The sequence below is a fragment of the Arthrobacter sp. USHLN218 genome, from assembly GCF_037144715.1.
Lineage (GTDB): Bacteria > Actinomycetota > Actinomycetes > Actinomycetales > Micrococcaceae > Crystallibacter.
This window is the reverse complement of record NZ_JBBCYT010000011.1, coordinates 20,256-47,174: the sequence shown is the minus strand read 5'-3', so window position 1 is coordinate 47,174 and position 26,919 is coordinate 20,256. Positions and strand designations below refer to the sequence as shown.

Sequence of the window (26,919 nt, the reverse complement as noted above, 5' to 3'; positions counted from 1 at the left end):
ACCCTTGATGGGTGATGGAATCCCCGCTTCCCGTGCGCGATGGCGTCAATGCCACCCGCCTGCGCCTGCCCGCAGCGGGTCCGTGGGAGACGGCGCTGGACTACATGCTGCACCGCTGGGGCCACGTCGACCCGGAGGGGATCCGGGACCGCTTCGACCGCGGCGAGATCGTCGGCGAAGGCGGTGTCCGGCTCGACCGCACCACGCCGCTCGAAGCCCATACCTTCATCTGGTACTACCGCACCCTGCCCGCCGAGGAGCGCCTGCCGGTGGAGCTGGGCATTCTGCACCAGGACGAGAACATCCTCGTCGTGGACAAGCCGCACTTCCTGCCCACCACCCCGGGCGGCACCTACATCCAGGAGTCGGCGCTCGTCCGGCTCCGCCGCCAGCTCGACCTGCCGGACCTGATCCCCATGCACCGGCTGGACCGGCTGACCGCCGGGGTGCTGCTGTTCTCCACCAACCCGGCCACGCGCGGCAAGTACCAGGTGCTGTTCGAGAAGCGCCAGGTTGCCAAGGAATACGAGGCGATCGCCCCCGTCGCCGAGGAGCTGGAGTTCCCGCGGATCGTCCGGAACCGCATGGTGAAGTCCCGGACCTACCTGCTCGCCGAGGTCGTCGACGGCGAACCGAACGCCGAAACCCGCCTGGAACTCACCGCCGAGCACCAGGGGCTGGGCCGCTACCGGCTGCTGCCGCACACCGGCAAGACGCACCAGCTCCGCGTCCACATGGCCTCGCTGGAAATCGGCATCCTCCACGACCCGTTCTACCCGGTGCTGCTGGACAAGGCGCCGGACGACTTCGCCCGCCCGCTGCAGCTGCTGGCCCGCGGCATCGAATTCACGGACCCGCTCACCGGGCGCGCAACCGGTTTCCGCAGCCGGCTCGAACTCTCCGAGTGGACCCGGGCCGCCACCCCGGAGCCTGCCCTGGCGGGCTGACCCTCAGGGGCTGCCGACGCTCAGGGGCTGCTGACACTCAGGGCAATAACGACGGCGGCCCCCGGCCTGGGTGCCGGACGTGCCGGACGTGCCGCGACAGCGGGTATCGCACCACGAGCACCCGCGTGCAGCCGGGGGCTAAGTGGCAAGCTCGGCGTGCACCGAGCGGAATACCTCGGCCAGCCCGGCCGAAAACAGCACGAACTCCACGACCTGCACGCCGCCGTCGTACGCCAAAACCTCCGTCAGCCCGACCCGCGCCACGGTTTCCGGCTGCCAGCCGTAGATGCCGGCACTAATGGCCGGGAACGCGACGGACAGCGCGCCGAGCCGGTCCGCGACCTCGAGGCTGCCGCGGAAGCAGGAGGCGAGCAGCGCCGGATCGGTCTCGCCGGCATGCCGGTTGGGCCCCACGGTGTGGATGACCCAGCGGGCCGGGAGGTTGAACGCGTCCGTGTGCACCGCGCCGCCCGTGGGCAGGCCCCGCGGATAGGCGCCGGTCCGCAGTTCGCGGCAGGCGGCGAGCAGTTCGGGCCCGGCGGCGCGGTGGATGGCGCCGTCCACTCCCCCGCCGCCGAGCAGCGACGAGTTGGCTGCGTTGACGATTGCGTCCACGCGCCGCCGGGTGATGTCGTCTTCGAGGATCCGGATCTCCACGCTCCCCAGTCTGTCACCGTGCCGGGCCGCGGGGTAGATTGTTCGGGTGGAGATCCCCGAAGGGCCGTGGCAATGGCTCTATTACCCGATGACCCTGGTGCTGGTCATCGCGGACGCGCCCGTGCCGGCGTCGCCCTCGGAAGTCCTGGTGATCGGCGGCGGCACGCTGCTGGCCCACGGCGAGCTCCTCCTGCCGCTGGTGGTGCTGACCGCCTTCGCGGGCAGCTTCTGCGGCGACGCGCTGCTGTTCCTGCTGTTCCGGGGCGGCCTCAATACCTGGCTCAACCGCTGGCGTTGGGGCCGGCTGATTGACCGCGGGGTGACCGCGGCACTGCAGAAGGGCGGCGAGTCCTCCACCTACGCCGCCATCGTCGCGGCGCGCTTCATTCCCGGAGGCCGGACCGCGTCGGTCGCCGCCGCCGGGCTGGCCGAGGTGCCGCTGAAGCCGTTCCTGATTTCCTCGGCCTCCGGCTCGGCCATCTGGGCTGCGTGGATGACCGGGCTGGGGCTCGCGAGCGGGCTCGCAACCGACCTGCCGCTGTGGGCCAATGTTGCTCTGGGGACGCTGGTCGGCATACTGGCGGGCACGATCCTTGCCGCCGTCATCCGCCTGCGCCGCCGGCCCGCTGCCCTGCGGGCGGTGCCGGCCGAGGCTGCCGCCGGCGTGCCCGCCGGCCCTGCCACCGTCCCTTCCTCCGGATCCGCCGCCGAGCCGCGGTAGCCGCTTCCGCCGTGTTCCGCCTAGCCCTCGACTCCGTGACGCCCTCGTTCCACCGGCCGGGGGCGTCCTGGCCACGGACAACGTCCGCCGGGCGGCCGTGTCGCTGGGCCTGGTGCTCTGCCTGCTGGCCGGCGCCCGCGGTTCCGGGCTGCTCGGCGGAAGCCCGATCGCGGAGGCCGCGGAGGGAGCCTACGCCGCTGGCTTCACCGTGCTGGCGCCCAACAGCCAGGCGTTCCTGATCTACCTCGGCCTGCTGGCCTTCACCGTATTCCAGTGGCTGCCGGGCCAGCGGACCAGCCTGCGGCAGCGAGCGGTCGGCTGGTATGCGGCCGCCGCGATGCTGCTCCACGCCGCCTGGGTGCCCGCCGCGATGGCAGGCCTGGTGGGCCTCAGCCTGCTCATCATGCTCGCCCTGGCCGCCGCCCTGGCCGGTGCCATCTCGGCTCTGAGCCGCCTGCCAGCGGCATCCCGGACCGAGGCGGTCTTCATGGATGCGCCCCTGGGACTCTACATCGGCTGGATCCTGCTCGCCGCCGGCGCCAACGCGGCGAGCTGGCTGACGGTGCTTGGCGGCGACCTGTTCGGCTGGGGTCCCCATGTCTGGGGCGTCCTCGCGACTGGCTTGGTCGCCTTCGCCGGCGCCGTGGCGGCGATGACCGGCCGCGGCCGGATGTCGGTCGCGGCGGCGCTTTGCTGGGGCCTGTTCTGGCTCGCCGTCGCGCGCGTGCTGGGCCAGCCGGCCTCGGTTCCGGTTGCGGTCACCGCCGGCTTCGGCCTCCTGTTCGTCCTGGTCTGCGGCGGGTCCCGCACGTTCCAGGTCGCCCACGAGGAACGCCGCGCCGTCCGGCGGGGCTACCTGCCCGAGGCCTGACGCCCCGCACCCGTGCGCGGGCCCGGGGCAGCGGCGTAGACTGCCGCGCATGTACACACCGGAGCCCTTTGCCGAGCCCTCCCCGCGCCGCATCCGCGTCCGGCTGGGCGGAACCCTGATCGCCGACAGTTCCCGCGCCCTGCTGCTGGTCCAGTACGGCAAGTCCGGCCTGCCGACCTACTACCTGCCGCTGGAGGATGTCCGTCCGGGCGCCCTGGCGGCGGAATCGACCGAGGGCGGCCAGACCCGCTGGACCGTCACGGCCGGGAACAAGCGCGCCGAGGCCGCGGCCTGGACGTACCCCGACCCGGACGGCCCCACCGCGGCGCTGGCCGGCCACGTCACCTTCTCCTGGCGCCAGCTGGAGTGGTACGAGGAGGACGAGCGCGTCCTCGTCCACGCCCGGGATCCGTACAAGCGCGTGGATACCCTGCGCAGCTCGCGCCGGGTCCAGGTGTACGCCGGGGACACGCTGATCGCCGACAGCGTCCGGCCGCTGCTGCTCTTCGAGACCCACCTGCCGACGCGCTATTACCTGCCCTTCGAGGACGTGCGCACCGAGCTGCTCGAACCCAGCGACACGGTGACCAGCTGTCCGTATAAGGGCGAGGCGCGCTACTGGTCCGTCCGGGCCGGGGACACCTTCGTCCGCGACGCCGCCTGGAGCTATCCGGCGCCGATCCCGGAGAACCCGAAGATCAAGGACCTGCTGGCCTTCTTCAACGAACGCTCCGACCTGGTGGTGGACGGCGAACGCCTCGAGCACCCGGACACAGCCTGGTCGCCGGCGCACTAACGACGGCGGCGCCGGGCTTCCGCCGGTCCCGGGGCGGGTCAGGCCTCCGTCAGGTCAGCGGATGCCAGCGGCCGCGGACCCGGCGCAGCACTGTCAGGTTCCCGCTGTGCGCGACCTCTTCCACGGCGTCCTGCAGATGCCGGGCAGCCCGGAGCGCCTGCCGGTTCTCGTCGTCGTACGCCCCCGGCTCCACCGTGAAGCGCACGGTGATCCGCGGGACTCCGCCCACGACGTCCAGCTGGTGCCCCTCCACCACGTGGGAGGAGCCGACGGCGGCCGTGGCCGCCTCCATAACGCTCGGCGGGGTGTAATCCGGGCGGAGCCCGGTGATATCGAGGCGGGCTCGGAAGGACGGCATGGGCCTACTGTAGCGAACGCCGGCGCCGTGAGCCTGGCGAACCGAGTAGACGGCCGAGCCGCCTGCGCCGTCGGGTCTGTCCCGTCCGCCCGGCGGCCACAACCCCATCGACTGTGCAGCCGACGCCCCTTTCGCGCCGGGAAAGGGCACCTGCTGCACAGTCAGGGGGTGCGGGCCGGCTACTTCCGGTGGATGGACTTGTAGCTCAGGTAGGCGTTCAGTCCCTCGATCCCGTATTCGGTGCCGAGGCCGGAATCGTGCCGGCCGCCGAAGGGTGCCGAGTGGTTCGAGGCGAAGAAATTGATGCCCACCGAGCCGGTATCCATCCGGTCCGCCACCGCCAGCGCCGCGTCCTCGTCCTTCCCGAACACGAGGCCGCCGAGTCCGAACTCCGTGTTGTTGGCGAGCGCGACGGCGTCGTCCACGCCGGAGTACTTCAGCACCGAGATCACGGGCCCGAAGATCTCTTCGCGGGAGATCCGCATGTCCGGGGTGACGCCGGCGAAGACCGTGGGCTCCACGAAGTAGCCGTGCTCCAGTCCGCCGCCGAGCCGGGCCGCGCGGCCGCCGGTGGTGGCGCGGGCGCCTTCGGCCAGGCCGGACTCCACGTACTCGAGCACCGTCCGGTACTGCGAAGCGGTGGCCGCCGGGCCGAAGACCGTGGCTGGATCCAGCGGGTCGCCCTGCCGGCCGGCGGCGATGGTCGCCGTGACCATGTCGACCACCTCGTCGTAGCGCCCGGCTGGCGCGAGGATGCGGGTGGAGATGTAGCAGGTCTGCCCGGTGTTGCGCATGCAGGAACGCACCAGCACCTGCGACATGGCGTCCAGGTCCGCGTCCGGCAGGACCACGGCGCTCGACTTGCCGCCGAGTTCCAGGGTGACCGGGCGCAGCAGCTCGCCGCAGGCCGCGGCGATCTTGCGGCCCACCGGGGTCGAACCGGTGAACGCCACCTTGTCCACGCCGGGGTGCCTGACCAGCGCGTCGCCGAGCCTGCCCGAGCCGGTGACCAGGTTGACCACGCCGGCGGGCACACCCGCGGCGGCCACGGCGTCGACAATGATCCGGAAGGACAGCGGCGTCGGGGACGCCGGCTTCATCACCACGGTGCAGCCGGCCAGCAGCGCCGGCGCCAGCTTGATCACCATCAGGTTGATCGGGAAGTTCCACGGAGCAATCAGCGCGCAGACGCCGACCGGATCCCGGCGGACCACCGACTCGCCCCCGCCGCGCGGGAAGGGCCGCACGTCTTCGCGCTCCAGGTAGTCCCCGAGCGAGGCGAAGTAGCGGAAGATGCCGGCGGCGTTTGCTGCGGCGTCGGAGGATTCGGAGACGGGCGAGCCGTTCTCGCGGCTGTTGGTCAGCGACAGCTCGGTGGCCCGCTTCTCCACCTCGTCCGCGATCCGCAGCAGGCAGGCGGCACGCTCCGAGGGGGCCAACCGCGCCCATTCGCCGTCGAAGGCCCGGCGGGCGGCCGCGACGGCGGCATCGATATCCTCACCGGTGCCGTCTGGCACGGAACCCCAGACCTGGCCGGTCGCGGGGTCGGTGACGTCGTTGCGGCCGGCGCCCGCCGCCGTCGTCCAGGCGCCGTCGATGAACATGTCGTCGACGTGGGTGTACGGCAGCGACAGCGCGGCGCGCGCGTCGATCGCCGGGCCGGAGAACGACGGCGCCTGGCCGGGTGCCGCGGGTGCGGTCTGCTTCGTGGTGGTCATCGGATTACTCCAGTCTTCAGCAGCGCGTTGGAGCGCGCCAGGTCCGCCGTGCCCATCTGCACCGCGGCATCGGTAATGAGTTCCGGGATGATTTCCGCGGCCAGCCGGTCCGTGTAGACGTCCGGGGTCATCCCGAACCAGGACGAAGCCAGCGCGATGCCGGCATGGTCGAACCGCCACAGCCGGTCGGCGTCGCGGACCAGGGCGTCCTCGATCGAGTACGCCACGTGGCGGGTGTCGTGCCCGTCGATGATCTCGCAGACCCGCTCGATGAATTCCGCCGAGTAGCCGAGGCCGGGCAGCACGCGCCGGGCGACCTTGCAGCCCTCGGCCTCGTGCTCGTACCGGATGGCCGCCTTGCGCCAGTCGCCGGTGAAGCCCTCGGACAGGATGCGCGACTCGTCCACGTGCGCCCAGCCGGTGTCGTGCAGCACGATCGTCACGCGCACCAGCTCCGCGTCCGCCTCCGGGTGGGCGCGGCAGAGGCGCTCGGCGTAGGCGAGCGAGATGGGCAGGTGGATGTCGTTGCCGCGGGCGCGGGTCTCGGACACGACGCTCTGCCACAGCCGATCGAGATCCGCCGCGGCCGGGGTCAGCGACGCCGGCGAGGTGTCCACCGGCCCGGTGGCCGGAACCGGACGGACCGGGTGGGCGGCGGCGAAGGCCTCGGCGCGGGGGTCCGACGCGTGGGCGCCGGGGTCCTGCCCGGGCCAGGCCGGGGCGCCGTCGTTGGTTTGCGTCTGCGTTTCGGGAGTGCTCATCTGTTCCTCAGCCGTCCGTGACGATGGTTTTCAGGACCACGGCGGGGTCTGCCGCCGCGTCCGCGGGAATGTTCTGGCCCTTGGCGAGGGCGTTCTTGACCGCCATGAAGTCCAGCGGCGCGTTCACGCAGTCCGCGGCGATGATCCGGCCGTCCCGGTAGTACAGGACGGAGAACTTGCCGCGCTCGTCGTCGCGCCGGACCACGGTGCTGTCGTAGCCGAGCGTCAGCCCGGCGATCTGGAGTTTCAGGTCCGCCTGGTTGGACCAGAACCACGGGATGCCGGCGTAGTCCTCGCTGCGGCCCATCAGCGAATAGGCGGCGACCTTGGCGTGCTCGATCGCGTTGTTGACGCTCTCGAGCCGGATGCGCTCGCCCTCGGGCGCGCCGGGCAGCGGGTTCGGGATGTTGGCGACGTCCCCGACGGCCACGGTGGTGCCGTCCGAGGCCACGGCATGCCGGTCCACGACGATCCCGTTGTCCACGTCGAGGTCCAACTGTTCAGCCAGCTCGGTGTTCGGCACCACGCCAATGCCGACCAGCACCAGCTGCGCGGGCACCACGGTGTCGTCGGAAAGTTCGACGCCGGCCACGCGGCTTGGGTCCTCGGCCGGCGCCAGGCGGTTCATCCGGGCATCCAGCCGGATGTCCAGCCCGCGTTCGCGGTGCGCGTTGAGGAAGTACCCGCTGGTTTCTTCGCCGACCGCGCGGCCGATCAGCCGCGGCCCGTACTCCAGCACCGTGACGGCCTTGCCCATCTTGTGCAGGCTGGATGCGGCCTCGAGCCCGATGAATCCGCCGCCGATGACCACCGCCTCGCGGACGCCGTCCAGCTGCGCCTTCAGGGCCAGCGCGTCGTCCGCGTTCCGCAGGTACACCACGCCATCCAGCTCCGCGCCGGGCAGGTCCAGCTTCCGGGCCCGGGCGCCGACGGTCAGCGCCAGCCGCTTGAAGGGGAACCGCGTGCCGGAGGCGGCATGCGCCACGCCGGAGCCGTCGGCTTCACGCTCGATCCGCTCGATCCGCTCGCCCTTGACCAGGGCGACGTTGTGCTCCTGCCAGTACTCGTTGGAGCGGAAGATCAGCGACTCGCTCTCCACCGTGCCCTGCAGGAATTCCTTGGACAGGGCCGGGCGCTGGTACGGCCGGTGGTCTTCCTCGCCGAGCAATGTGATGTGCTCGTCGAAGCCCAGCGCCCGCAGCGACACCGCCAGCTGCACGCCGGACTGGCTCGCCCCGATGATCAGCAGCCCCGTGCGCACGGCGCCCGCGGCGCCGCCATCCGCAGCGGCGGAGTGTTCCGCCGTCGCGCTTGTCTTGGTGGCGTCCATGGTCAGACCTGGGCTTCCGGCGTGGTCACGTACAGGTCCGTGTCTTCGGCCAGGCGCAGCTGGCAGGACAGGCGCGAGTTGTCCTCGCGGTCCACGACGGTGCCGTAGAGCATCTCGTCCTCCATCTCCTCCATCTCGGGGAGCTGGTCGAGGCAGTCCTCGCGGACGAAGACGTGGCAGGTGGCGCAGGACAGCGAGCCGCCGCATTCGGCGACGATGCCGGGCACGCCGTTGCGCACCGCGGTCTCCATGACCGAGTCGCCGACGTTGCCTTCAATGTCGCGGACGGCGCCTTCAGCGTCGGTGAAATGAACCGTAGGCATGGGGATCTCCTTCTCGGTTGTGTAGGTCTAGATGAACTGCCGGCCGCCGTCGACCACGAGGGTCTGGCCGGTGATGTAGGAGGAATCGGGTCCGGCGAGGAACAGCGCGGCGCCGACGATGTCTTCGGGCTGGCTGGCCCGCTTGAGGGCGCCGCGGTCCACGCCGTAGTTCTCCGCGTTTTCCATCAGCGAGTAGCTGGCCTCGGTGAGCGTGAAGCCCGGAGCGATGGCGTTGACCGTGATGCCGCGCCGGCCGAGTTCCTTGGCCAGCACCCGGGTCATCGCGACCACGCCGCCTTTCGAGGCCACATAGTGGAGCCACTGCTCGGAGCCGGAGAAGATCGTCGCCGAGGAGAGGTTGATGACGCGGCCGCCCTCGGCCAGGTACTTGCTCGCGGCGCGGGTGACCAGCCACGGACCCTTGAGGTTCACGTTCATCACCAGGTCCCACTCGTCCGGGTCGATCTCCTCGAAGGGGCTGCGGGTCACGGTGGCGTAGATCGCGGCGTTATTAAGGACGACGTCGATCCCTCCGTCGCCGAATTCGGCGCACCTTTCGGCGAGGGCCGTGGTGGATTCGGCGCTGGTGACGTCGGCCTCGAAGGCTGCCGCCTCGGCACCGGTTTCGCGGACGAGGCGGGCGGTCTCCTGGGCGCCGGAGAGGTTCACGTCAGCCACCGCCACGCGGTAACCGCGGCCGGCGAAGCCGAGGGCGAAGGCCCGGCCGAGTCCGCCGGCGGCGCCGGTGATCAGCACCGTGCGCGCGCCCTGCTGTCCGGGGGCGGTCGGGGTGGTTTCCTGCATCATGTCAGATCTTTCGGTAGGGGCCGGACCGGGGCGATGGGGGTAACGCCCCGGTCCGGCGGGGAACGCCTGGCCGCTTGGGGGGACGGCTCAGACGTGGCTGTGGCTGTGCGCGCCCGGGCCGGCGATGGCCGGCTCGCCCGCTTCCTCGGCGTCCAGGATCTGGACGGTGCCCTTGGTGCCGTCCACCCTCAGGCGCTGGCCCGTCTTGATCGTGGTGGATCCGGACCCGGTGCCGGTGACCGCGGGCAGCCCGTACTCGCGGCAGACGATCGCGGCGTGGCTCATCATGCCGCCGATGTCCGTGACGGTGGCCTTGATCTTGCCGAAGATCGGGCCCCAGCTCGGCGCGGTCACGGTGGCCACCAGGATCTCGCCCTGCCGGACCTCGGAGAGCTGGTCCGAGTCCGTCACGACGCGGGCGATGCCCTCCACGACGCCCGGGGAGGCCGCCATGCCGCGCAGGCCGCCGCCTTCGACTTCCTCGCCGGCGCCGAGCCACTGCTGGACCTGCTCGGTGGTGATGCCCCAGAGCATCCGGGTGAACGGCTCGGTGATGGAGGCCGGCGGGGTGTTCAGCGCCGGCTGCGGGCGGGCGGTCTTGAGCGCGTCGATGATGCCGCGGCGGCGTTCGATCTCCTCGGGCCAGTAGGTCGGGCCGATCGGCTGCGCGCCGACGCCCCAACCGGTGACCAGGTCGAAGAGCGCGTCGCGGACCTCGTTGCGGCCCAGGTAGAGCAGGTCGTCCGGCTCGTTCCAGAAGCCCTCAGCGTGCATCATCCGGGAGAGCTCGCGGATCTTGCGCCAGAAGACGCCCATGGTCCAGTGCTCGATGTAGAAGTTGTGGTTCTCCACGTACGGGTACGCGGTGGCGGCCAGCTGGCGCTTGGCGTCGAAAACGGCCTGGGTCTCGCCCTCGAGCAGGTCCCGGTATTCCTCGACGATGCGGTCCTTCTCAGCGATCAGCTCCTCGGTGGGCCGCATGATCTCCTGGCCCTCGTCGAGCCGGCGGATGTAGTCGGCGATGTAGCCGAGCGGGATCTCCTGGTGTTCCTTCCAGTACTTGTCGTGGCCGTAGAAGCCGTTGCCCACGGTGAAGTTGAACCACGGGTCCTGGGCTTCCCCATACTGCTTGATCCACCGCTCGCCCCCGCTCGAGGCGCGGACCGCGCCCAGGGTGGCTTCGACGTCGTCGGTGTTGGCGAAAGCGGACTGGATGCCCAGCTCCACGGCCAGCTTGGCCAGCTGCTTGAGCTCGTCGTCCGGGCGGAACAGTTCCATATCCACGCCCTGCACCATGGTCGCGATCGACTGGTCCGGGATGTTCGGGAAGACTTCCTTGCAGAAGTTGAAGAAGTCCAGGTAGGCGATGTAGCCCAGGTTCAGGAACTCGAAGTGGTACTGCCAGTTCTGGTAGGCCAGCTGGATCAGCCGATCGTAGTTCTCCAGCAGCACCTCCGAGCCGTCCTTGGCCTTGCCGGTGGTGATGTCCTCCATCGGGACCATGTCAGGCAGCTTGCCGAAGGACAGCGTCTCCATCTCATCGATGGTGCCGCGGACCTTGACGTGCCACTGCTTGAGCAGCTCCTCCCAGTTCTGGAAGTAGTGGCCCACACGCTGTTCGAACAAAGGCACGCGCGCGGCGATCTGGTCCTCGGGAACCGGGATCGGCGACATGTACAGGTAGCCAAGATGGATGCGGAACTCGATGCCGTTGGCGTTCGGGATCATCAGGTGCCGGGCGTTGTACTGGCCCAGGCACTTGACCGCGAACTCGCCGCCGATCGTCTCGAACGGCTTGAAGACCGTGGGCCAGTGCTGGCTGTCGCAGAACCAGAACTTGGCGTCCTCGGCTTCCTTGAGCTTGTCCTGGAAGACCAGGTAATACGGGTACAGCTTCTCCCAGCCCTCGGCGCCGGCGGGAACCGGCAGCTCGGAAGGCTTCGGGAACGACTTCATGGACATGGGCGTCCTTTCGGTGCGGGCTCGACGTCGGCCCTGGCTGGCAATTCAGTGCAGTGATGCGATGGCGCTGTGGTGCTGGTCGGAGGTGGTGCTCAGGAGGTGCGCCCAAGCGGTGCTGCGCACGCTGGCCGGCTCACGCTGTCCGGCTTACGCGGTGGTCTTGAGCAGCGAGGCGGTGATGCTGCCCAGGCTGAAGCCGGTGCCCGCGGCCGGGGTTCCGGAGCCGGCGCCGCCGCTGAGCGTGCCGCCGCCGGAAGCGGGGATGCCGAGCGAGGCCGCGTAGCCGCCGGTGGAGGCCTTGGGGGCGGCCGGCTTGGACGAGTGCACGGTTTCCGGGCGGGACTGCAGCAGCAGCAGGTTCTCGCCGTCGGGCAGGTCTGTGTCCAGCGCCCACTCGATGTCCTGCGGACACTTGTAGTGCTTCTCCGCACGCTTGGCCATGGAGGCAACCGCGGCGAGTTCATCGTCCGTCAGGCTGCGGCGGCCGCGGCGCTCGTCATCGACCTCGCGCTCCACCAGGGTGTGGGCGGAGCGGTCCGGGACCAGTTCGGCATGCTTGTCGCCGAGGTGTTCGCTAACGACGGTCAGGGTCACCTTGTCCAGCACGATGTTGTCCGGCGTGACCTGGCCGGAGACGACCATCTCGCCGACGCCATAGGAGGAGTCGATGGTGATCTTCGAGCGGTCCCCGTTGGCCGGATCGAGTGTCATCGCGACCCCGGAGACCTTCGAGTTGACCATCTTCTGGACCACGACGGCCATGGACAGGCCCTCATTGGGGATCCCGTTCTTCAGCCGGTAGATGATGGCCCGGGCCGTGAAGAGCGAGGCCCAGCACTGGCGGATGTGGTCGGTGACGGCCTTCGCGCCCTCGAGCCACAGATAGGTGTCCTGCTGGCCGGCGAAGGAGGCGTCCGGCAGGTCCTCGGCCGTGGCGCTGGAGCGGACCGCCACCGGGACGGCTTCCTCGAACCGGGCCATCAGCGCCTCGTAGGCCGCCAGCGTCTGGGCCCGCAGGCTCTCCGGCACGGGCTTGGAGCAGATATCCGCGCGGATGCCTGCCGATACCTTCTCCATCTCGGCAACATCTTCCGGATCCAGGCCTGCCAGGAGGTCGTGGATCTCCTGCGTGATGCCGGCCTCGGACATGAACTCGTCGAACGCGGCGGTGGTGACGACGAAGCCTGGAGGGACCGGCATGCCGGCCGAGGTCATGGTGACCAGGGACGAGCCCTTGCCGCCGAGCGCCTCAAGGGTGGGCTCGATGCCGCCGTCGAAGAACTGGATGTACTGGTTGCTTTCCATGGTGCTTAGACCTCCCAAGCCACGGGGACGGATTCGGGGACGCGGAAGGAGAGGTTCTCGCGGAACTCGATCGCTTCCGGGTGGTCCAGCTTCAGGTTGGGTGCCAGCCGGACGATTTCCTCCAGCGCGATCTTCGCCTGGAGCTTGGCGAGCATGTTGCCGAGGCAGTAGTGGATGCCGTAGCCGAAGGAGAGATGCTCGCGGGCGTTGGGGCGGGAGATGTCGAACTCCTCGCCGCCGGTGAAGCGGGTTTCGTCGCGGTTGGCCGAGCCCATCAGCAGCAGCAGGCCGGCGCCCTCGGGGATCTTGACCCCGCCGACCTCCGCGTCCGTCAGCGCCTTGCGGCGCCAGCCGACGATCGAGCCGGAGTAGCGCAGGACCTCGTCGATCGCCGCCGGGATCTTCTTGGGATCCTCCACCAGCTGCTGCCACTGCTCCGGGTGGGCCAGCAGCACGCGCACTGCATTGGAGATCAGCGTGGTGGTGGTCTCGTGGCCGGCGAAGAGCATGCTGTAGAGGACCGAGGCGATTTCGTGGTCGGTGATCTCGGCGCCGTCCTGCTGGGCCTTGACAAGGTCCGCGGTGAGGTTGTCGCCGCCCTCCTCGTGGGCCACCCGGACCAGCCGCAGGCATTCCTGCCAGTACTCGACCAGGTTGTGTGCGTGCGGGATCTGCTCCTCGTCGGACAGGTCGCCCCAGGTCATCGCCGCGCGCGAGTCGCTCCAGCGCTTGAACTTGTCCACCTGCTCCACATCCGCGCCGATCAACGTCAGGATGGTGACCGTCGGGACGTCGTAGGCCAGGTCGCGGAAGATGTCGCCGCGGCGCTCGGGGTTGGCCAGCATCCGTTCCAGCTGGTCCACGACGTTCTGCCGGATGAACGGCTCCAGCACCTTGAACCGGCGCGGGGTGAAGGCCTTCTGGACCACGGAGCGGATCCGGGTGTGCTCCGGCGGGCGCCGGGCGGAGAGGCCGGAGTAGGCGGTGAAGCCGCCCTCTTCCATGATCTTCCTGGCGGCCGGGCCGCGTTCGCGCACCGGCGCCTGGGCGTTCTCGCTGGAGAAGGTCTCCCAGTCATCGAAGACGGCCTTGATGTCGTCGTAGCGCGTGACCACGTAGTAGCCGATGCGCTCGTCGAACATGACCGGCTGCTCGGCCCGGAGTTCGGCGTAGGCCGGGAACGGATCCTTCATCTGGAACGGCTGGTAGCCGTGGTGCCCGGCGGGGGCCTCGGCGCCGTGGCCGAACGGGCAACGGGGGGCCGTCTCAGTCGAGGGTGACATCTGTGCTCCTTGGATATCGTCTCCCGCGTCCGGCCGGGGGTGCCGTCGGCGGTTCGTTCGCTATCCAGTGTTGCGCACATCACGCTGTAACGCGTACCACATCCTTCCACTCAGTAGAAACCGGATTACCAGGCGGTAGCTGCGCAGGGCGGCGGGGTCAGCGCCGGCTCATGCCAAGCAGCGATTCCAGCGGGATGTGCGCCGTCGCCCGTTCGATCTGGGCGGATACTCCCCGCAGGACCGGCAGGTGCCGGGTCATCGAGGCGGACTGCGCCGAGGCCAGCACGAGCCCGAGCCCGGCCCCGATCCGCTTCGTATGGAAGACCGGGACGGCGATCGAGCAGGACCCCAGCCGCACCTCCTCCAGGGTGGTGGCGTAGCCCTGCTCGCGGATCTGCACCAGCTCCTCGGCCAGCCGGCGCGGATTGGTATGCGTGTGCGCGGTGGCCTGCTCCAGCTCGCGGTGCAGGTACGCGTCGCGGACCCATTCCTCTTCGAAGGCGAGGATCACCTTGCCCACCGCCGTGGCGTGCATGGGCAGCCGGCCCCCGACCCGGGAGGCCCGCGGCACCCGCTTGGTCCCGTAGATGCGCTCGATGTAGAGCACCTCGTTGCCGGCCCGGACGGCCAGCTGCGAGGTCTCGCCGGTCAGCGAGAAGAGGTCCTGCACGAACGGCCGCGCGGCCTCGCGCAGCTGCCGTCCCGTGTTCTGCGCCAGTTCCCAGATCCGGATGCCCAGCTGGTACCGGCCCGTGGCGCTGCGGGAGAGGAAGCCCCAGTCGGTGAGTTCGGTGACCAACCGGTGCGTGGTGCTCAGCGGCAGCCCGGAGCCTTCGGCAATTTCGGTCAGGCTCAGGGCGCCGCGAGACTTCTCGAACGCCTCCAGGACGGCGAGGACCTTGGACGTCACTGTCCGCCCGGGTTCCCGGTTTCCGCCCGCCACGCAGCCTCCTTCTCCGTTGCCGTCTTCGCCGGCACGACGAGTCTAGCCGCGGACAATGCCCAGGCGCGGCCCTCCGACGGAACGCTGATCAGCTCCGGGTCAGCTCCCGGCGAGCAGCTCCTGTCGTTCCGGCCACTGGGTCACGGACTCCAGCGCGGAGAGCGCCCGGGCGATTGTCGACGCCTCCTCGGTGAACAGGTGCCCGTGCACGCGCTGGCTGCACAGCCTCAGCGCCTGCCCGCGCTCCAGCCCGAACCACTCCATGACGGTGTCGATGCCGTGCGGGCTCAGCCGCCAGGTCTTGTCCGAGTCCTTCACGATGGCGTCCTCAATGGACAGCGCCTCCTTGCGCGAGTCGTGGCCGTCGATGATCTCCAGGATCTGCGGCACCCGCGCGGCATCCCAGCCCGCCTGCTCCAGGATCCCGGCGGCCAGCCGGGCGCCCTCCTTCTCGTGCAGCAGCACCAGGTCGGGCCGCCCGCCGCCGGGCGCGATGGCCGCCAGCACTTCCTCCGGCGGCACCTGGGACCAGCCGATATCGTGCAGCATCATCGCGGGAAGCACGACGGCGGCATCCGCCTCGGGGTGCGCGTGCAGCAGGGTGCGGGCCAGGCCCAGGGCGTAGAGCGTGTGGGCATCGTTGTCCCGCACCGCCAGCAGCGGCGCCGCCAGCTTCCACACTCGGGCCAGCTCGGGCTCCAGCGTGATGACGCCGTCCGGCTCCTCTTCGATCCCGGCGGACACGTCGCTGCCGAAATGGTTCGCGGCCGGCCTCATCTTCGTCATGCCCTCACGGTGGACCATGAGGCCCCGCCGCGCAACCCGCGTCTTCCGCTGGCCGGAACCCTCCTCCCCCATCGACTGGGCAGCAGAAGCCCTTTTCCGCGCAGAAACGGGCACCTGCTGCACAGACGACGGGCAAGGGGCGGGGAGCAGCGCCTACTTGGGCGCCATCCGGATGGCCCCGTCGAGCCGGATGGTTTCGCCGTTGAGCATGGCGTTGTCGACGATGTGGGCCGCCAGGCTGGCGTACTCCGCAGGCCGACCGAGGCGGGAGGGGTGCGGGACCTGGTGCCCCAGCGATTCCTGTGCCTCCCGCGGCAGGCCGGCCATCATCGGCGTTTCGAAAATGCCGGGGGCAATGGTCACGACCCGGATCAGCGAGCGCGCGAACTCGCGGGCGAGCGGCAGGGTCATGGCGGCCACGCCGCCCTTCGAGGCGGCGTACGCGGGCTGGCCGATCTGCCCGTCGAACGCGGCGACGGAGGCGGTGTTGATGATGACGCCGCGTTCCGGCCCGCCGGTTTCGGTGGCCACCGGCTCGGTTTCCGCTATCGCGGCGGCCGCCAGCCGGACCACGTTGAAGGTGCCGACCAGGTTGATCTGCACGACCCGGGCGAAGTCGGCCAGCGGCAGCACCCCGTTGCGTCCCAGTACCTTTCCGGGCGTGCCCACGCCGGCACAGTTGACCGCCACGCGCAGCGGCCCGAGTCCCGCGGCCGCCTCGACCGCCGCCTGGACATCCGGCTCGCTCGTCACGTCGGCGGGCACAAAGAGCGCCCGTTCGCCGAGTTCCTTCGCGTAGGCCTCGCCGGCGGATTGCGGCAGATCCACCAGCACCACCCAGGCACCGCCGTCGTACAGCCGCCGGGCGGTCGCGGCCCCCAGGCCCGACGCGCCTCCGGTGATCAGGGCTACGGCTCCGGTCAGCTCCAAGGTTCCTCCTCGTTCGGCGGCTTCGGCCGTTCCTGGCGGCCGCACTGCCAGCATAGTGTGGCCCGGCCCACGGTTCCGGCACGCCGGTGGAAGGAACCGGCCGGAAACAGGCCGGCGATACCAGCCGGGGAACCCACGGCCAAGGCCCATCGCCTCTCCGGCAGGCGGCGGCCGGCCGTTAGGCTGGGGCCATGGCTGCCGAAATCCGTCCGCCCGCCCCTCCGTCACCCGGCACCACCCGGTCGTCCGGCCGCGCGGACGAGGCCGCGGACGCCGTCATCCGCCACTTCGGTTACCGGCTCTTCGGCCTGCCCTTCACGCACATCGGCGCCGTGCGTCGGCCCGCCGCCGGGATCTGGCCCTTCGGGCGGCCCTGGCACTACTGGTGGCAGGCGCACTTCCTCGACTGCCTGGTGGACGCGGGCTGGCGGGAGCTGGAGCGGGGCCAGCATTACCAGGGCGGCGTCGGCCTGAGCGCCGGGGCGCTCGGCGCGCGGCTCCTGCGCACCATCCGGCTGCGCAACCTGCTGCGCTTCACGAACTCCTACTACGACGACATGGCCTGGCTGGCCCTCGCGGCCGGGCGCCTGGACGCGCTGGCGGAAGCGGCCCGGAAGCCGCGCCGCTGCAACCGTGCGGCGCTGCGCGCGCTGCGCCCGGCGCTCGAATCGGCGCACACAAAGGACCTGGGCGGCGGCCTGTTCTGGAGCACCCAACGGGATTTCAAGAACGTCCCGGCGACGGCGCCGGCGGCGCTCTTCTTCGCCCGCTCCGGGCAGCGGGAGCGGGCCGAGGAGCTCGTGGATTGGCTGCGGGAGAAACTTTACGACGGCGGTGCCGGGCTCTACCTCGACGGGCTGCGGCTGCGCGGCGACGAGGCGGTGCTGGTGTCCGACATCTACACCTACAACCAGGGGCCGGTGCTCGGGGCGCTGCTGGAGCTCGGCCGGCCGCAGGACCTGGACCATGCCGCGGCGCTGGTAGACGCGGTCGCCGGGCGGCTGACGGTGCGGCACGAGGACAGGCCGGTGCTGCGGACGCACGGGGACGGGGACGGCGGGCTCTTCACCGGCATCCTGGCCCGTTACCTGGCGCTGGCCGCGAACTCGGCCCGGCTGCCCGAGGCCACGCGGACGCTCGCCCGGTCGCTGGTGGCGAACACGGCGGATGCGTTCTGGGCCGGCCGCCGGATCGAGAACCACCGCAGTTGGGAGGTGCTGGTCTTCGCCAAGGATCCGGTGCTCCCGGCCAAGAGTTCCTATCCGCCCGGGGAACCCGTGGAACTGTCCACGCAACTGCAGGCCTGGATGGTGCTGGAGGCCGCGGCCGCGCTCGATTGACGTCATTACGTAACATCCGTGTTGTGTATTGGGTCTGCGGTGGTCCACAATGACTGGGCAAGCGAAGGCTTGCCTTACTCCCACAGCGGGGTCCGGCCGGGCCCGCTGCGGACCGCATTCCCGAAAGGCTTTCCATGAAGATCCGCTTCCCGAAGTTGCCTGCGGCCGCCATCGCCGCGGCGGCGGCCCTCACGCTCAGCGCCTGCGGCTCCGGCTCCTCGGCCCCCGAGGGTTCGTCCGCTGCCGAAGGCTCGGCCGGCGAACTCACCATCTACAACGCCCAGCACGAGTCCATGACGCAGGCCTGGATCGATGAGTTCACGGCCGAGACCGGCATCAAGGTCAACGTCCGCCAGGGCAGCGACACGGAGATGAGCAACCAGATCATCCAGGAAGGCGACGCCTCCCCCGCCGACGTGTTCATCACCGAGAACTCCCCCGCGATGACGCAGGTGGAGAACGCCGGGCTGTTCACCGAGGTCTCCCCCGCGGTGCAGGAGAACGTGCCGGAGCAGTACCGCCCGTCGTCGAACATGTGGACCGGCGTCGCCGCCCGCTCCACCGTCTTCGTCTACAACAAGGACGCGGTCAAGGAAGGCGACCTGCCGGCGTCGATCATGGACCTGGCGAAGCCGGAGTGGGCCGGCAAGTGGGGCGCGGCCCCCGGCGGCGCCGACTTCCAGGCGATCGTCTCCGCCATGCTCGAACTCAAGGGCGAGCAGGCCACGGCCGACTGGCTCAAGGCGATGAAGGAAAACGCCAAGATCTACCCGAAGAACGGCGCGGCCATGAAGGCCGTGAACGCCGGCGAGGTCGACGGCGCCGTCATCTACCACTACTACTACGCGGCGGACCAGGCGAAGACCGGCGAGAACTCCGGCAACGTTGCCCCGCACTACTTCAAGAACGAAGATCCGGGCGCATTCGTGAGCATCTCGGGCGGCGGCGTGCTGAAGTCCTCGGACAACCAGGAGGCCGCCATGCAGTTCCTGGAGTTCATCACCGGCAAGGAGGGCCAGGAACTCCTGGGCACCGGCGAGGACTACGAGTACCCGGTGGGCAAGGACGTCGCCCCGCGCGAGGGCCTCGTCCCGCTGGACGAACTGCAGGCTCCCCCGGTCGACGCGGCCAAGCTGAACAGCCAGAAGGTCGTCGAACTGATGACCAACGCAGGTCTCCTCTAAGCCGGAGTAGTCTATTTCGGTGAGCATTTCCCTACCGGTAGCCGGGGTCCGATGACCCCGGCTACCGGCACTTCCAGCGCCCCCTCCAACATCCGGTCCAAGGCGCGGGGCACCCGCTCCCGCCCGCCGGCGCCCGTGGTGGCCGCCGCCGTCGTTATTTCCCTGGCGACGCTCATCCCGCTGGGCTTCGTCATCATCATGACCGTCGCCACCGGCTGGGACACGGCCGTGAAGCTGGTCTTCCGGCCGCGCGTGGGCGAGCTGCTGTTCAACACCGTGGGCCTGGTGCTGGCCACCATTCCGCTGTGCATCGTCATCGGCGTCGCCGCGGCCTGGCTGGTGGAGCGCACGCAGCTGCCGGGCGCCCGCTTCTGGTCGCTCGTCCTCGCGGCACCGCTGGCCGTGCCCGCGTTCGTCAACAGCTACGCCTGGGTCAGCACCATCCCGTCGCTGGGCGGCATCGCCGGCGGCACGCTGGTCTCGGTGCTCTCCTACTACCCCCTGGTCTACATTCCGGCCGCCGCCGCGCTGCGCCGGATGGATCCCGCGCTGGAGCAGTCGGCCGCCTCGCTGGGCCTGGACCGCTGGCGGGCGTTCTTCCGCGTCATCCTCCCCCAGCTCTGGCTGCCGATCACGGGCGGCTCGCTGCTGGTGGGGCTGCACCTGCTGGCCGAATTCGGCGCCTTCTCGATGATCCGGTTCAACACGTTCACCACGGCGATCATGGAGCAGTACCAGTCCACCTTCAACGGCGTGGCCGCCAACATGCTGGCCAGCGTGCTGGTGCTGCTGTGCCTGGCCATGCTGCTGTTCGAGTCCCGCATCCGCGGCAACGCCCGCTACGCCCGGATCGGCTCCGGGGTGGCCAGCCGCCCGCCCATCCTGCCGCTCGGGCGCTACCGCCCGGTCGCCGTCGTCGGTGTCCTCGCCCTGGCCGCGCTGGCGCTTGGCGTGCCGCTGGGCAACGTGGTGCGCTGGCTGGTCGCCGGCGGGGCGGACATCTGGGACCTGCCGGAGATCGCCCACACGCTGGCACAGACGCTCGCCTTCGGCCTGGCCGGGGCGCTGCTGACGGTGCTGCTGGCCTTCCCGATCGCCTGGCTCGCGGTGCGTTATCCGAGCTGGTTCACCAAGCTGCTCGAGGGCACCAACTACATCACCTCCTCGCTGCCCGGGATCGTGGTGGCACTGGCGTTCGTCACCGTGGCCGTCGGCTACCTGCGGCCGCTGTACCAGACGGTTCCGCTGGTCATCGCCGCGTACGTGCTGCTGTTCCTGCCGCGCGCGCTGGTCAACCTGCGCGCCGGGCTGGCGCAGGCCCCGCGCGAGCTGGAGGAGGCGGCGCAGTCCCTGGGCAACCCGCCGCTGAAGACGTTCTTCCGGGTGACCCTGCGGCTGACCGCGCCGGCGGCCGCAGGCGGCGCCGCGCTGGTGTTCCTGGGCATCGCCAACGAGCTGACCGCCACGCTGCTGCTGGCCCCCACCGGAGTCAACACCCTGGCCACCCGGTTCTGGTCGCTGAGCTCCGAAATCGACTACGGCGGGGCGGCGCCCTACGCGCTCATCCTGATCCTGCTCTCGCTGCCCATGACGTACCTGCTGTACACCCAGTCGCAGAAGGCGGCCGGCCAATGACCCTTGGAAGGAGCTGCGCCCCGTGAGCCCGGCCTCGGCTGATACCCCCACCCCGGACAGCCATCTCATCATCGACAACGTCACGAAGTCCTTCGGCAGCACCCAGGTCCTGCGCGGCGTGAGCCTCTCGGTGCACCGGGGAATTACGACGGCGATCGTCGGGCCCTCGGGCAGCGGCAAGACGACGCTGCTGCGGCTGATCGCCGGGTTCGAGGCGCCCGATTCCGGGTCCATCATGCTCGACGGCAAGGTGGTGGCCGACGGCACGACGCTGGTGCCCGCGCACCGCAGGAACGTGGGCTATGTGGCTCAGGACGGCGCCCTCTTCCCGCACCTGAGCGTCGGCGAGAACATCGCCTTCGGCCTGGACCGGCGTAAATTCGGCGGCCGCTCCGCCGTCCGGAACCGGGTGGCGGAGCTGCTGGCGATGGTCTCGCTGGATCCCGACTACGCCGACCGGCGGCCGGACGAACTCTCCGGCGGCCAGCAGCAGCGCGTCGCCCTGGCCCGGGCGCTGGCCCGCGAACCCGAGCTGATGCTGCTGGACGAGCCGTTCAGCGCGCTGGATGCGGGCCTGCGCGTTGCCACCCGCAAGGCCGTGGCCGCCACCCTGGCCGCCGCCGGCGTCACCACCATCCTGGTCACGCACGACCAGGGCGAGGCGCTCTCCTTCGCCGACCAGGTGGCCGTCATGCGCCGCGGGGTGCTGGCCCAGATCGGCAACCCGTTCGTGGTGTACACCCGGCCGAGCGACCGGGAGACCGCGGAGTTCCTGGGCGATGCCGTGATCCTGGACGCGGACCTGCAGGGATCGCTGGCCACCTGTGCCCTAGGCGGCATCCCGGTGCGGCGCCCGACCTGCCAGGGCCGGGTCCACCTGATGCTGCGTCCCGAGCAGATCCGCATCGCCGAAACCGGCGCCATCCGCGGCACCGTGCTGGAGACCGACTTCTTCGGCCCCGAGGTCACGGTCAAGCTGGAACTTCACGGCCCCGCAGCCAACAACGGGCACAAGCAGACCATCACCATCCGGCATTGGAACGCGACCCTGACCAAGCCCGGCACCGAACTGTACCTGCGCGTGATCGGCGAAGGCGTGGCTTTCCCGGCTTGATTCCCAGGCCCGTTAGCACAGCCCGAAATCTGTTGGCCAGTAATGGCTCGATAGAGGCCCCATTCCAGCCATTTCGGGCCAATACATTGCGCCGGTGCACTTTCCCGCCGGCGGTTCGATTTCCCGGCGGCTGGATTCCGGTCCCGCGGCTGACCGGGTGTCCGGCAACCCGGCGGCCCTTCGACTATGGCTTCTTCCGCTGCGGATGCGGCGCCTCGTGCCGGGCCAGCATCTCGACGAAGCCGGCGATCTTCCTCTCCCGCGCTGCCGCCGTGCGCAGCTGGCTGAGCCGGAAAATGAGCGCGAAGCGGTTCTGCGAGGTCAGCACGTCGAACATCGCCTGCGCCTCCGGGACGGCCGCTATCGCCGCGGCCAGGTCCTCGGGCACTTCCGCGGTGGCCGGCCCGGCATAAGCCAGCTCCCAGCGCCCGTCTGCCTTGGCCGAGGCAACCGCCGCGCGGCCGGCATCGCGCATCCTCCCGGCGGCCTCCAGCCGCTCGACCCGTTCCACGTTCCGCAGCGACCAGACGCTGCGCTTGGTCCGCGGGCCGAACCGCTGGAACGAGGACTCGCCGTCGCGCCGGCGGGCCTGTCCGTCGATCCAGCCGAAGCACAAGGCCTCCTCGAGGGCCCCGGCGTAGTCCAGCGCGGTCACGTTGCCGCCCTTCTTATGCAGCACCAGCCAAACCCCGGCCGACGCCACATGGTGCTCTTCCAGCCAGGCGCGCCAGGCACCGGAGTCGGGCAGCAGCAGTTCGGGAAGTTCCGCAGGCATGGACAAACACTAGCGGCGGATCCGGCCTCCGCACCATAGGCTGGAAGCACGCGAGGCCGGAAGCAGGCGCCGGCTTCGAAAGCACACTATGCGCAACTCGGATGCGCCCACGATGCAACCCAGGAGGAGCCATGCTGCGAGTCCGCCCGGTCCACTACACATCCCGCCCGGAGGAGTTCAGGCAGCTGCTGACGGCGCTCGGCATGGCCGTCACCGCGGACTACGGCACCTGGATCGAGCTAGACGCCGGCCACGGACGCCTGGCCCTGCATGCCATGCCCGCCGCTTCCAGCTCGGATGCCACCACCGCCCTCGGCTTCGAGGCCCGGGACCTGGAGACCTTCCGCCGGCGGACCGAGGAGGCCGGTAGCCATGCCGCGCCCTTCTCCGCGGACCACGGCGTCCGCGTCAAGGTCGTGCCGCCGGACGGCCTCGAGTTCATCGTGGACCCCGTCAACGAGTCCGCCGACGAGCACAACGCGGACCCGGCGCTGACCGTGGCCGCGGTCTGGCTTACCCCGGACGTCGCCGGAGCCGCCAAGGTGCTCGCGGACATCGGCGCCCGGGAACGCAGCTCGGGCCCCGATGCGGCGGACTTCACCGCCAAGAACGGCGGCGCAGTGCACGTGCGCCGGGCGCAGGCGCCGGACGCGGATCTGGCCTTCGAGTACGACGGCGACCTGGCGGCCCTGCGCGGCAAACTCGCCAATGCGGGGCTGGCGGCAACCCTGTCGGATACCCCGGCCGGGCCTGTGCTGGAAGTGCCGGACCCGGACGGACCTGAGGCCGCCGGCGGAGGGAAACTACGCATCACCCGCCCCCGCTGAGGCTTACGCTCTCGGGGGAAACCGCGTTGCCACCGGCGGTTCCGGCGTGACCTCGACCTCAGCCGTGCGATACAACAAGTACATGAATGTGCGCACTCCGGACCCGAACCCAGGCTGGCTCTCCGAAGAGGACCTCTACGAAGCCAGGCGGCGGCTGCCCATGGTCTACGTGGAGGCCATTCCGGTCCGGCTGGATGCCCTGGGCTACGTCACCGACGTCGGCCTCCTGCTGCAGGCCTCTGATGAGGGCCAGATGGTGCGTTCGTTCGTCTCGGGCCGCGTAATGTACCGCGAGACCATTCGCGCCGCGCTGATCCGGCACCTCGAAAAGGACCTCGGGCCGCTCGCCTTCCCCCAGCTGCCGGCTTCCCCCATCCCGTTCACTGTGGCCGAATATTTCCCTTCCCCGTCGGAGACCGGCCTGACGGACGACCGCCAGCACTGCGTCGCGCTGGCCTACCTCATTCCCGTCACCGGCGAGTGCGACCCGCGGCAGGACGCACTGGAGCTGACCTGGATGAGCCCCGAAGACGCCCTCAGCCCGGAGGTCCAGTCGGAGTTCACCGGCGGCCGCGGCAACCTCCTGCGCCAGGCCCTCGCGCACGCCGGCTGGTGCCGCTGACGGAACAAGCGGCAGATTTCCTAACCACATCCCCGCCGCGCGGCGCAACTTCGGAAAACGAGGTAACGAATCCATATACTGTGGTCTGAGCCTGAGCCAGGGAGGACCGGATGACCGATCAGCAGCGAACGTATGTCCATACGATCAAAGCGGAGATGATCGCACCCGGGCACATGTTCCTCCGCCGCGGAGGAAAGCATTCCGCGGAGGTGGCGGGCACCGCCGTCGTCAATGACGATTTCGGCAGCCCTGCCCTGGTCATCGCCACGCTCACGGACGGCAAGAAGGTGCGGATCGCCCACGGCTCCAGCCTCCGGGTCGCTTCCACCCGCCCGGGCCCCGGTCCCGCCAGCGCACTGGCGCTCGACGACCTGGAGCTGATCCCCGCCGAGGAGGGCACGCCGGAGGCCGTGATTGTCGACGTCGCGCGTGCACACCCCAAGGACATGGACATCCAGCGCATCGCGGCGCGGCTGAGCAAGGGCCTGAACATCAAGTCCGGCAGCAACCTGCAGGACGTGCGGGACCTGGCCCACCGTCTCTTCGTCTACGTGGATGACCGGGACAACGCCCTGCGGGTCTGCCAGCTGATCACGGATGTTCCCTTCGACGGGAACTTCGGGCGCTGGAAGTCGATCCAGGGTGCCCTGGCGATGTCGGCCTTCATCCAGCACGAGGCAGGCGAGACCGAGGAATCCGAGCGGCTCGCCAAGGCGATGCGGGCCCCGGACGAGGTCGAGGAGAAGGACCCGCTGCGGGCGAAGATGAACGCCATCGTGCTGCAGCGCCAACTCAACGAGCCGAACCTCTACGACAAGGAAATCCACCGGGCCATGGCCGCGACGGACAAGTCCGCCGAGCGGGACTGGCGGGTCGAGCGGCTGGCCGTGCTGACCTACCTGCGCACGCACGGCGGATCGGAGACGCTGGAGCCCGCCGAGCTCGAGCGCCGCATCGCCAACGAAATCGTCGCCGTCCGCGCCCTCAACGAACAGCTCACCGCGGGCTAAGCGCCAGCCGGCCGCACTGAGCCGGGCTCTGGCCAGCCCCGAGCGGCCGGGAGTAGAGTCGGCTGACATGACGGAGAACCGTAATCCGCTGAGCGTCCATATCAATGCCGATGCCCAGCAGGTCTGGGTCATGTTGCGCGAGCCGAGCAGGATTGCGCAGTGGCACGGCTGGGAGCTGGACAGCCTCGAGGACGAGATCAACGAAATCTACTTCACGAATGCGACCGAGGGTGCCGACCACCGCAGGCTCGTGACCAACGGCGGCGACACGTTCACCCTCGAGCCGGTGGGCGACGGCACGCAGGTCACGCTGGAGCGCGGAGCGATCGAGCCGGGCTCCGAGATGGCGGACTGGGACCAGGACATCACCGAGGGCTGGACCAGCTTCCTCCAGCAGCTGCGCTTCACGCTCGAGCGGCACCCCAACACCCCGCGCCAGACCACGTACTTTGCATACGATGCGGTGCCGGAGGGTGGCGTCCTAGCCAGCCTCGGCCTGGCGGACATGCCGGAGCCGGGCGAGGACTACGAAGCCGAGCTGAGCACCGGCGAAACCATCAGCGGCAAGGTCTGGTTCCGCACGGACACGCAGCTCGGCCTGACGGTTCGGGCCTATGCGGAGCACGGTGACGGCCTGCTGATCGTCGCCGCCCAGCCCAGGCAAGAGCGGTTACGGCCCGACGGCGGCACGCAGGTCCTGATCACGAGCTACGGCCTGGGTGCCAGGCGGCTGGGCGAGATCCGAGGCGCGTGGGATTCCTGGCGCACCAGGCACTTCCCCTCCTCGGAGGAGCTGACGGTGGGCCGGCCGCTCTGACATCGGGCCCAGCCGGCGGCTAATCCTGTGCGGGGTTCTGCCCGCGGCTCTTGAGGAACCGGCGCCGGTTCTTCTCCCGCAGGGTGCGCTGGTGCATGAGGTAGACGAGGCTGATGCCCACCAAGGCTCCGATCGCGGTCTGCAGCGCGCGGTCCACCATCAGCTCCTGCGGATTCGTCGGCGCCGCCAGTTCCGTCATGATCAGCGCCAGCGGCGTGATGAAGATCAGGGCCAAGGCGTAGTGCCGCAGGACGAACATTTCGGCCGCGAACTGCAGCACGATCACCATCAGCACCAGGGCCCACGGCGCCGGATGGGGCGCCAGCAGCAGGCCCGCCGCGACCACACCGGCGAAGGTTCCCAGGATGCGGTGCACGCCTTTTTTGATCCGCTGGGCCAGGCTCGGACCGGCTATCGGCGCCACGGCCGCGACCATGGCCCAGTAGTTGTGCCCGAGGCCGACCATCGTGGCGATGGTTCCGGCGGCGAGCGCCGCGGCCGCGTTCGCAGCTGCCTCGACCCGGAACTCCCGCCAGTGGTCGGGTGTCAGGATGCGCTTGGGCGGCGGCGCCATCGATGTCCGCCAGGCGGGCCGCAGCCGGCTGCTGATCCCGATCAGCATCGCCAGGAACACACTGACCAGGCCGGTCAGCATCGCCTGCCACAGCGGGGGCGTCGGCTGGATAGACCCGATGGCCGCGTAGCCGAAGGTAAAGAAGATCACGCCCGCCGGCCGCAGGCCGAAGTAGTTCACCGCAAGGGACAACAACCCGGCCACCACGGTGGTGCCGATGACGATGCCCCAGGGGCCGGCGTCGGCCGCTGCCGTCAGGGCACCGGCCAGCATGACCAACAGGATCAGCACACCGAACTCGGCTTGGTGCCGCAGCCTCGCTCCATGGGCTTCGCCGCGGCCGTAGATCCCGGTGAATGCACCGAAGGCGGCAAAAACCATCAGGTCGAAGCGGTCCATCGCGAGCAGGGCGAGCAGCGGCAGGCCGACGCTCGCGGCGCAGCGGATCCCGACGATGTGGTCCTGCCGGGCGGGGCCGACGCGGAAGAACTCCCGCACATGCTCTTTCAAACGCTGAACCTGC

The 26,919-nt window shown here is 70.0% G+C and carries 27 protein-coding genes; 12 read left to right on the top strand and 15 right to left on the bottom strand.

Going from position 1 to position 26,919, the window contains the following annotated elements:
• Positions 1–14: 14 nt before the first annotated feature.
• The gene (locus tag WFH44_RS19795; RefSeq protein WP_336716134.1) at positions 15–947 is read left to right on the top strand and encodes an RluA family pseudouridine synthase; all 933 of its coding nucleotides are present in this window, start codon (positions 15–17) and stop codon (positions 945–947) included.
• Between the two features lie 138 nt (positions 948–1,085).
• Here WFH44_RS19795 and WFH44_RS19790 read toward each other — a convergent pair whose 3' ends face one another.
• Positions 1,086–1,604, bottom strand: coding sequence for an O-acetyl-ADP-ribose deacetylase (locus tag WFH44_RS19790; RefSeq protein WP_336716131.1), 519 nt, complete (start codon positions 1,602–1,604; stop codon positions 1,086–1,088).
• A gap of 46 nt (positions 1,605–1,650) precedes the next feature.
• Between WFH44_RS19790 and WFH44_RS19785 the strand changes: the two genes are divergently transcribed.
• From WFH44_RS19785 to WFH44_RS19775, 3 genes are all read left to right on the top strand, one after another.
• Positions 1,651–2,325: a DedA family protein gene (locus tag WFH44_RS19785; RefSeq protein ID WP_336716129.1), complete on the top strand. Its 675-nt coding sequence runs from the start codon at positions 1,651–1,653 to the stop codon at positions 2,323–2,325.
• Between the two features lie 97 nt (positions 2,326–2,422).
• The gene (locus WFH44_RS19780) at positions 2,423–3,196 is read left to right on the top strand and encodes a tryptophan-rich sensory protein (protein WP_336716128.1); all 774 of its coding nucleotides are present in this window, start codon (positions 2,423–2,425) and stop codon (positions 3,194–3,196) included.
• Between the two features lie 49 nt (positions 3,197–3,245).
• Positions 3,246–3,992 carry a DUF427 domain-containing protein gene (locus tag WFH44_RS19775; protein ID WP_336716126.1) on the top strand — a complete coding sequence of 249 codons (747 nt, stop codon included), beginning with the start codon at positions 3,246–3,248 and terminating at the stop codon, positions 3,990–3,992.
• A 49-nt stretch (positions 3,993–4,041) separates the two neighbouring features.
• Here the strand turns inward: WFH44_RS19775 and WFH44_RS19770 are convergent, their stop codons facing one another.
• The 12 genes from WFH44_RS19770 to WFH44_RS19715 form a co-directional block, all read right to left on the bottom strand.
• A complete protein-coding gene (locus tag WFH44_RS19770; RefSeq protein ID WP_336716124.1) occupies positions 4,042–4,350 on the bottom strand; it encodes a hypothetical protein in 309 nt (102 codons plus the stop codon).
• Between the two features lie 179 nt (positions 4,351–4,529).
• The gene (locus WFH44_RS19765; RefSeq protein WP_336716123.1) at positions 4,530–6,068 is read right to left on the bottom strand and encodes an aldehyde dehydrogenase family protein; all 1,539 of its coding nucleotides are present in this window, start codon (positions 6,066–6,068) and stop codon (positions 4,530–4,532) included.
• Positions 6,065–6,829 carry an HD domain-containing protein gene (locus WFH44_RS19760; protein ID WP_336716121.1) on the bottom strand — a complete coding sequence of 255 codons (765 nt, stop codon included), beginning with the start codon at positions 6,827–6,829 and terminating at the stop codon, positions 6,065–6,067. Before WFH44_RS19760 ends, WFH44_RS19765 begins: the two co-directional genes overlap by 4 nt.
• A gap of 7 nt (positions 6,830–6,836) precedes the next feature.
• Entirely contained in the window at positions 6,837–8,159 is a 1,323-nt protein-coding gene (locus tag WFH44_RS19755) for an NAD(P)/FAD-dependent oxidoreductase (protein ID WP_336716120.1), read from the bottom strand.
• Between the two features lie 2 nt (positions 8,160–8,161).
• Entirely contained in the window at positions 8,162–8,482 is a 321-nt protein-coding gene (locus WFH44_RS19750; RefSeq protein ID WP_336716118.1) for a 2Fe-2S iron-sulfur cluster-binding protein, read from the bottom strand.
• A 27-nt stretch (positions 8,483–8,509) separates the two neighbouring features.
• Positions 8,510–9,289 (bottom strand): SDR family NAD(P)-dependent oxidoreductase, encoded by a 780-nt coding sequence (locus WFH44_RS19745; RefSeq protein ID WP_336716117.1) that lies wholly within the window; start codon positions 9,287–9,289, stop codon positions 8,510–8,512.
• An 87-nt stretch (positions 9,290–9,376) separates the two neighbouring features.
• Entirely contained in the window at positions 9,377–11,251 is a 1,875-nt protein-coding gene (locus WFH44_RS19740; RefSeq protein ID WP_336716115.1) for a PEP-utilizing enzyme, read from the bottom strand.
• A 147-nt stretch (positions 11,252–11,398) separates the two neighbouring features.
• On the bottom strand, positions 11,399–12,556 hold the full coding sequence (locus tag WFH44_RS19735) for a PEP/pyruvate-binding domain-containing protein (RefSeq protein ID WP_336716113.1): 1,158 nt from the start codon (positions 12,554–12,556) through the stop codon (positions 11,399–11,401).
• A 5-nt stretch (positions 12,557–12,561) separates the two neighbouring features.
• Positions 12,562–13,839 (bottom strand): cytochrome P450, encoded by a 1,278-nt coding sequence (locus WFH44_RS19730; RefSeq protein ID WP_336716111.1) that lies wholly within the window; start codon positions 13,837–13,839, stop codon positions 12,562–12,564.
• A gap of 157 nt (positions 13,840–13,996) precedes the next feature.
• Positions 13,997–14,782, bottom strand: a complete 786-nt coding sequence (locus WFH44_RS19725) for an IclR family transcriptional regulator (protein WP_336716109.1) — start codon at positions 14,780–14,782, stop codon at positions 13,997–13,999.
• A 99-nt stretch (positions 14,783–14,881) separates the two neighbouring features.
• A complete protein-coding gene (locus WFH44_RS19720; RefSeq protein WP_336716108.1) occupies positions 14,882–15,568 on the bottom strand; it encodes an HD domain-containing protein in 687 nt (228 codons plus the stop codon).
• Between the two features lie 153 nt (positions 15,569–15,721).
• On the bottom strand, positions 15,722–16,498 hold the full coding sequence (locus WFH44_RS19715; protein ID WP_336716107.1) for an SDR family NAD(P)-dependent oxidoreductase: 777 nt from the start codon (positions 16,496–16,498) through the stop codon (positions 15,722–15,724).
• Between the two features lie 191 nt (positions 16,499–16,689).
• On the opposite strand from WFH44_RS19715, the gene WFH44_RS19710 reads away from it, so the two are divergent.
• The 4 genes from WFH44_RS19710 (at position 16,690) to WFH44_RS19695 (ending at position 21,771) form a co-directional block, all read left to right on the top strand.
• The gene (locus WFH44_RS19710; RefSeq protein ID WP_336716105.1) at positions 16,690–17,838 is read left to right on the top strand and encodes a glycoside hydrolase family 76 protein; all 1,149 of its coding nucleotides are present in this window, start codon (positions 16,690–16,692) and stop codon (positions 17,836–17,838) included.
• 134 nt (positions 17,839–17,972) lie between these two features.
• Positions 17,973–19,022 carry an iron ABC transporter substrate-binding protein gene (locus tag WFH44_RS19705; RefSeq protein ID WP_336716103.1) on the top strand — a complete coding sequence of 350 codons (1,050 nt, stop codon included), beginning with the start codon at positions 17,973–17,975 and terminating at the stop codon, positions 19,020–19,022.
• A 51-nt stretch (positions 19,023–19,073) separates the two neighbouring features.
• Positions 19,074–20,657 carry an ABC transporter permease gene (locus WFH44_RS19700; protein WP_336716101.1) on the top strand — a complete coding sequence of 528 codons (1,584 nt, stop codon included), beginning with the start codon at positions 19,074–19,076 and terminating at the stop codon, positions 20,655–20,657.
• Positions 20,658–20,679: 22 nt separating this feature from the next.
• A complete protein-coding gene (locus tag WFH44_RS19695; RefSeq protein ID WP_336716099.1) occupies positions 20,680–21,771 on the top strand; it encodes an ABC transporter ATP-binding protein in 1,092 nt (363 codons plus the stop codon).
• Between the two features lie 184 nt (positions 21,772–21,955).
• Here the strand turns inward: WFH44_RS19695 and WFH44_RS19690 are convergent, their stop codons facing one another.
• The gene (locus WFH44_RS19690; RefSeq protein WP_336716097.1) at positions 21,956–22,546 is read right to left on the bottom strand and encodes a YdeI/OmpD-associated family protein; all 591 of its coding nucleotides are present in this window, start codon (positions 22,544–22,546) and stop codon (positions 21,956–21,958) included.
• 131 nt (positions 22,547–22,677) lie between these two features.
• On the opposite strand from WFH44_RS19690, the gene WFH44_RS19685 reads away from it, so the two are divergent.
• The 4 genes from WFH44_RS19685 to WFH44_RS19670 all read left to right on the top strand — a co-directional run bounded on the left by WFH44_RS19685 (position 22,678) and on the right by WFH44_RS19670 (position 25,822).
• Entirely contained in the window at positions 22,678–23,373 is a 696-nt protein-coding gene (locus WFH44_RS19685; protein WP_336716096.1) for a VOC family protein, read from the top strand.
• 82 nt (positions 23,374–23,455) lie between these two features.
• On the top strand, positions 23,456–23,995 hold the full coding sequence (locus WFH44_RS19680; protein WP_264796712.1) for an NUDIX hydrolase family protein: 540 nt from the start codon (positions 23,456–23,458) through the stop codon (positions 23,993–23,995).
• A 110-nt stretch (positions 23,996–24,105) separates the two neighbouring features.
• Positions 24,106–25,005: a DUF6707 family protein gene (locus WFH44_RS19675; RefSeq protein WP_336716094.1), complete on the top strand. Its 900-nt coding sequence runs from the start codon at positions 24,106–24,108 to the stop codon at positions 25,003–25,005.
• A gap of 67 nt (positions 25,006–25,072) precedes the next feature.
• Positions 25,073–25,822: an SRPBCC family protein gene (locus tag WFH44_RS19670; RefSeq protein ID WP_336716092.1), complete on the top strand. Its 750-nt coding sequence runs from the start codon at positions 25,073–25,075 to the stop codon at positions 25,820–25,822.
• Between the two features lie 19 nt (positions 25,823–25,841).
• Here the strand turns inward: WFH44_RS19670 and WFH44_RS19665 are convergent, their stop codons facing one another.
• Positions 25,842–26,906, bottom strand: a complete 1,065-nt coding sequence (locus WFH44_RS19665) for an FUSC family protein (RefSeq protein WP_336716090.1) — start codon at positions 26,904–26,906, stop codon at positions 25,842–25,844.
• Between the last annotated feature and the right edge of the window lie 13 nt (positions 26,907–26,919).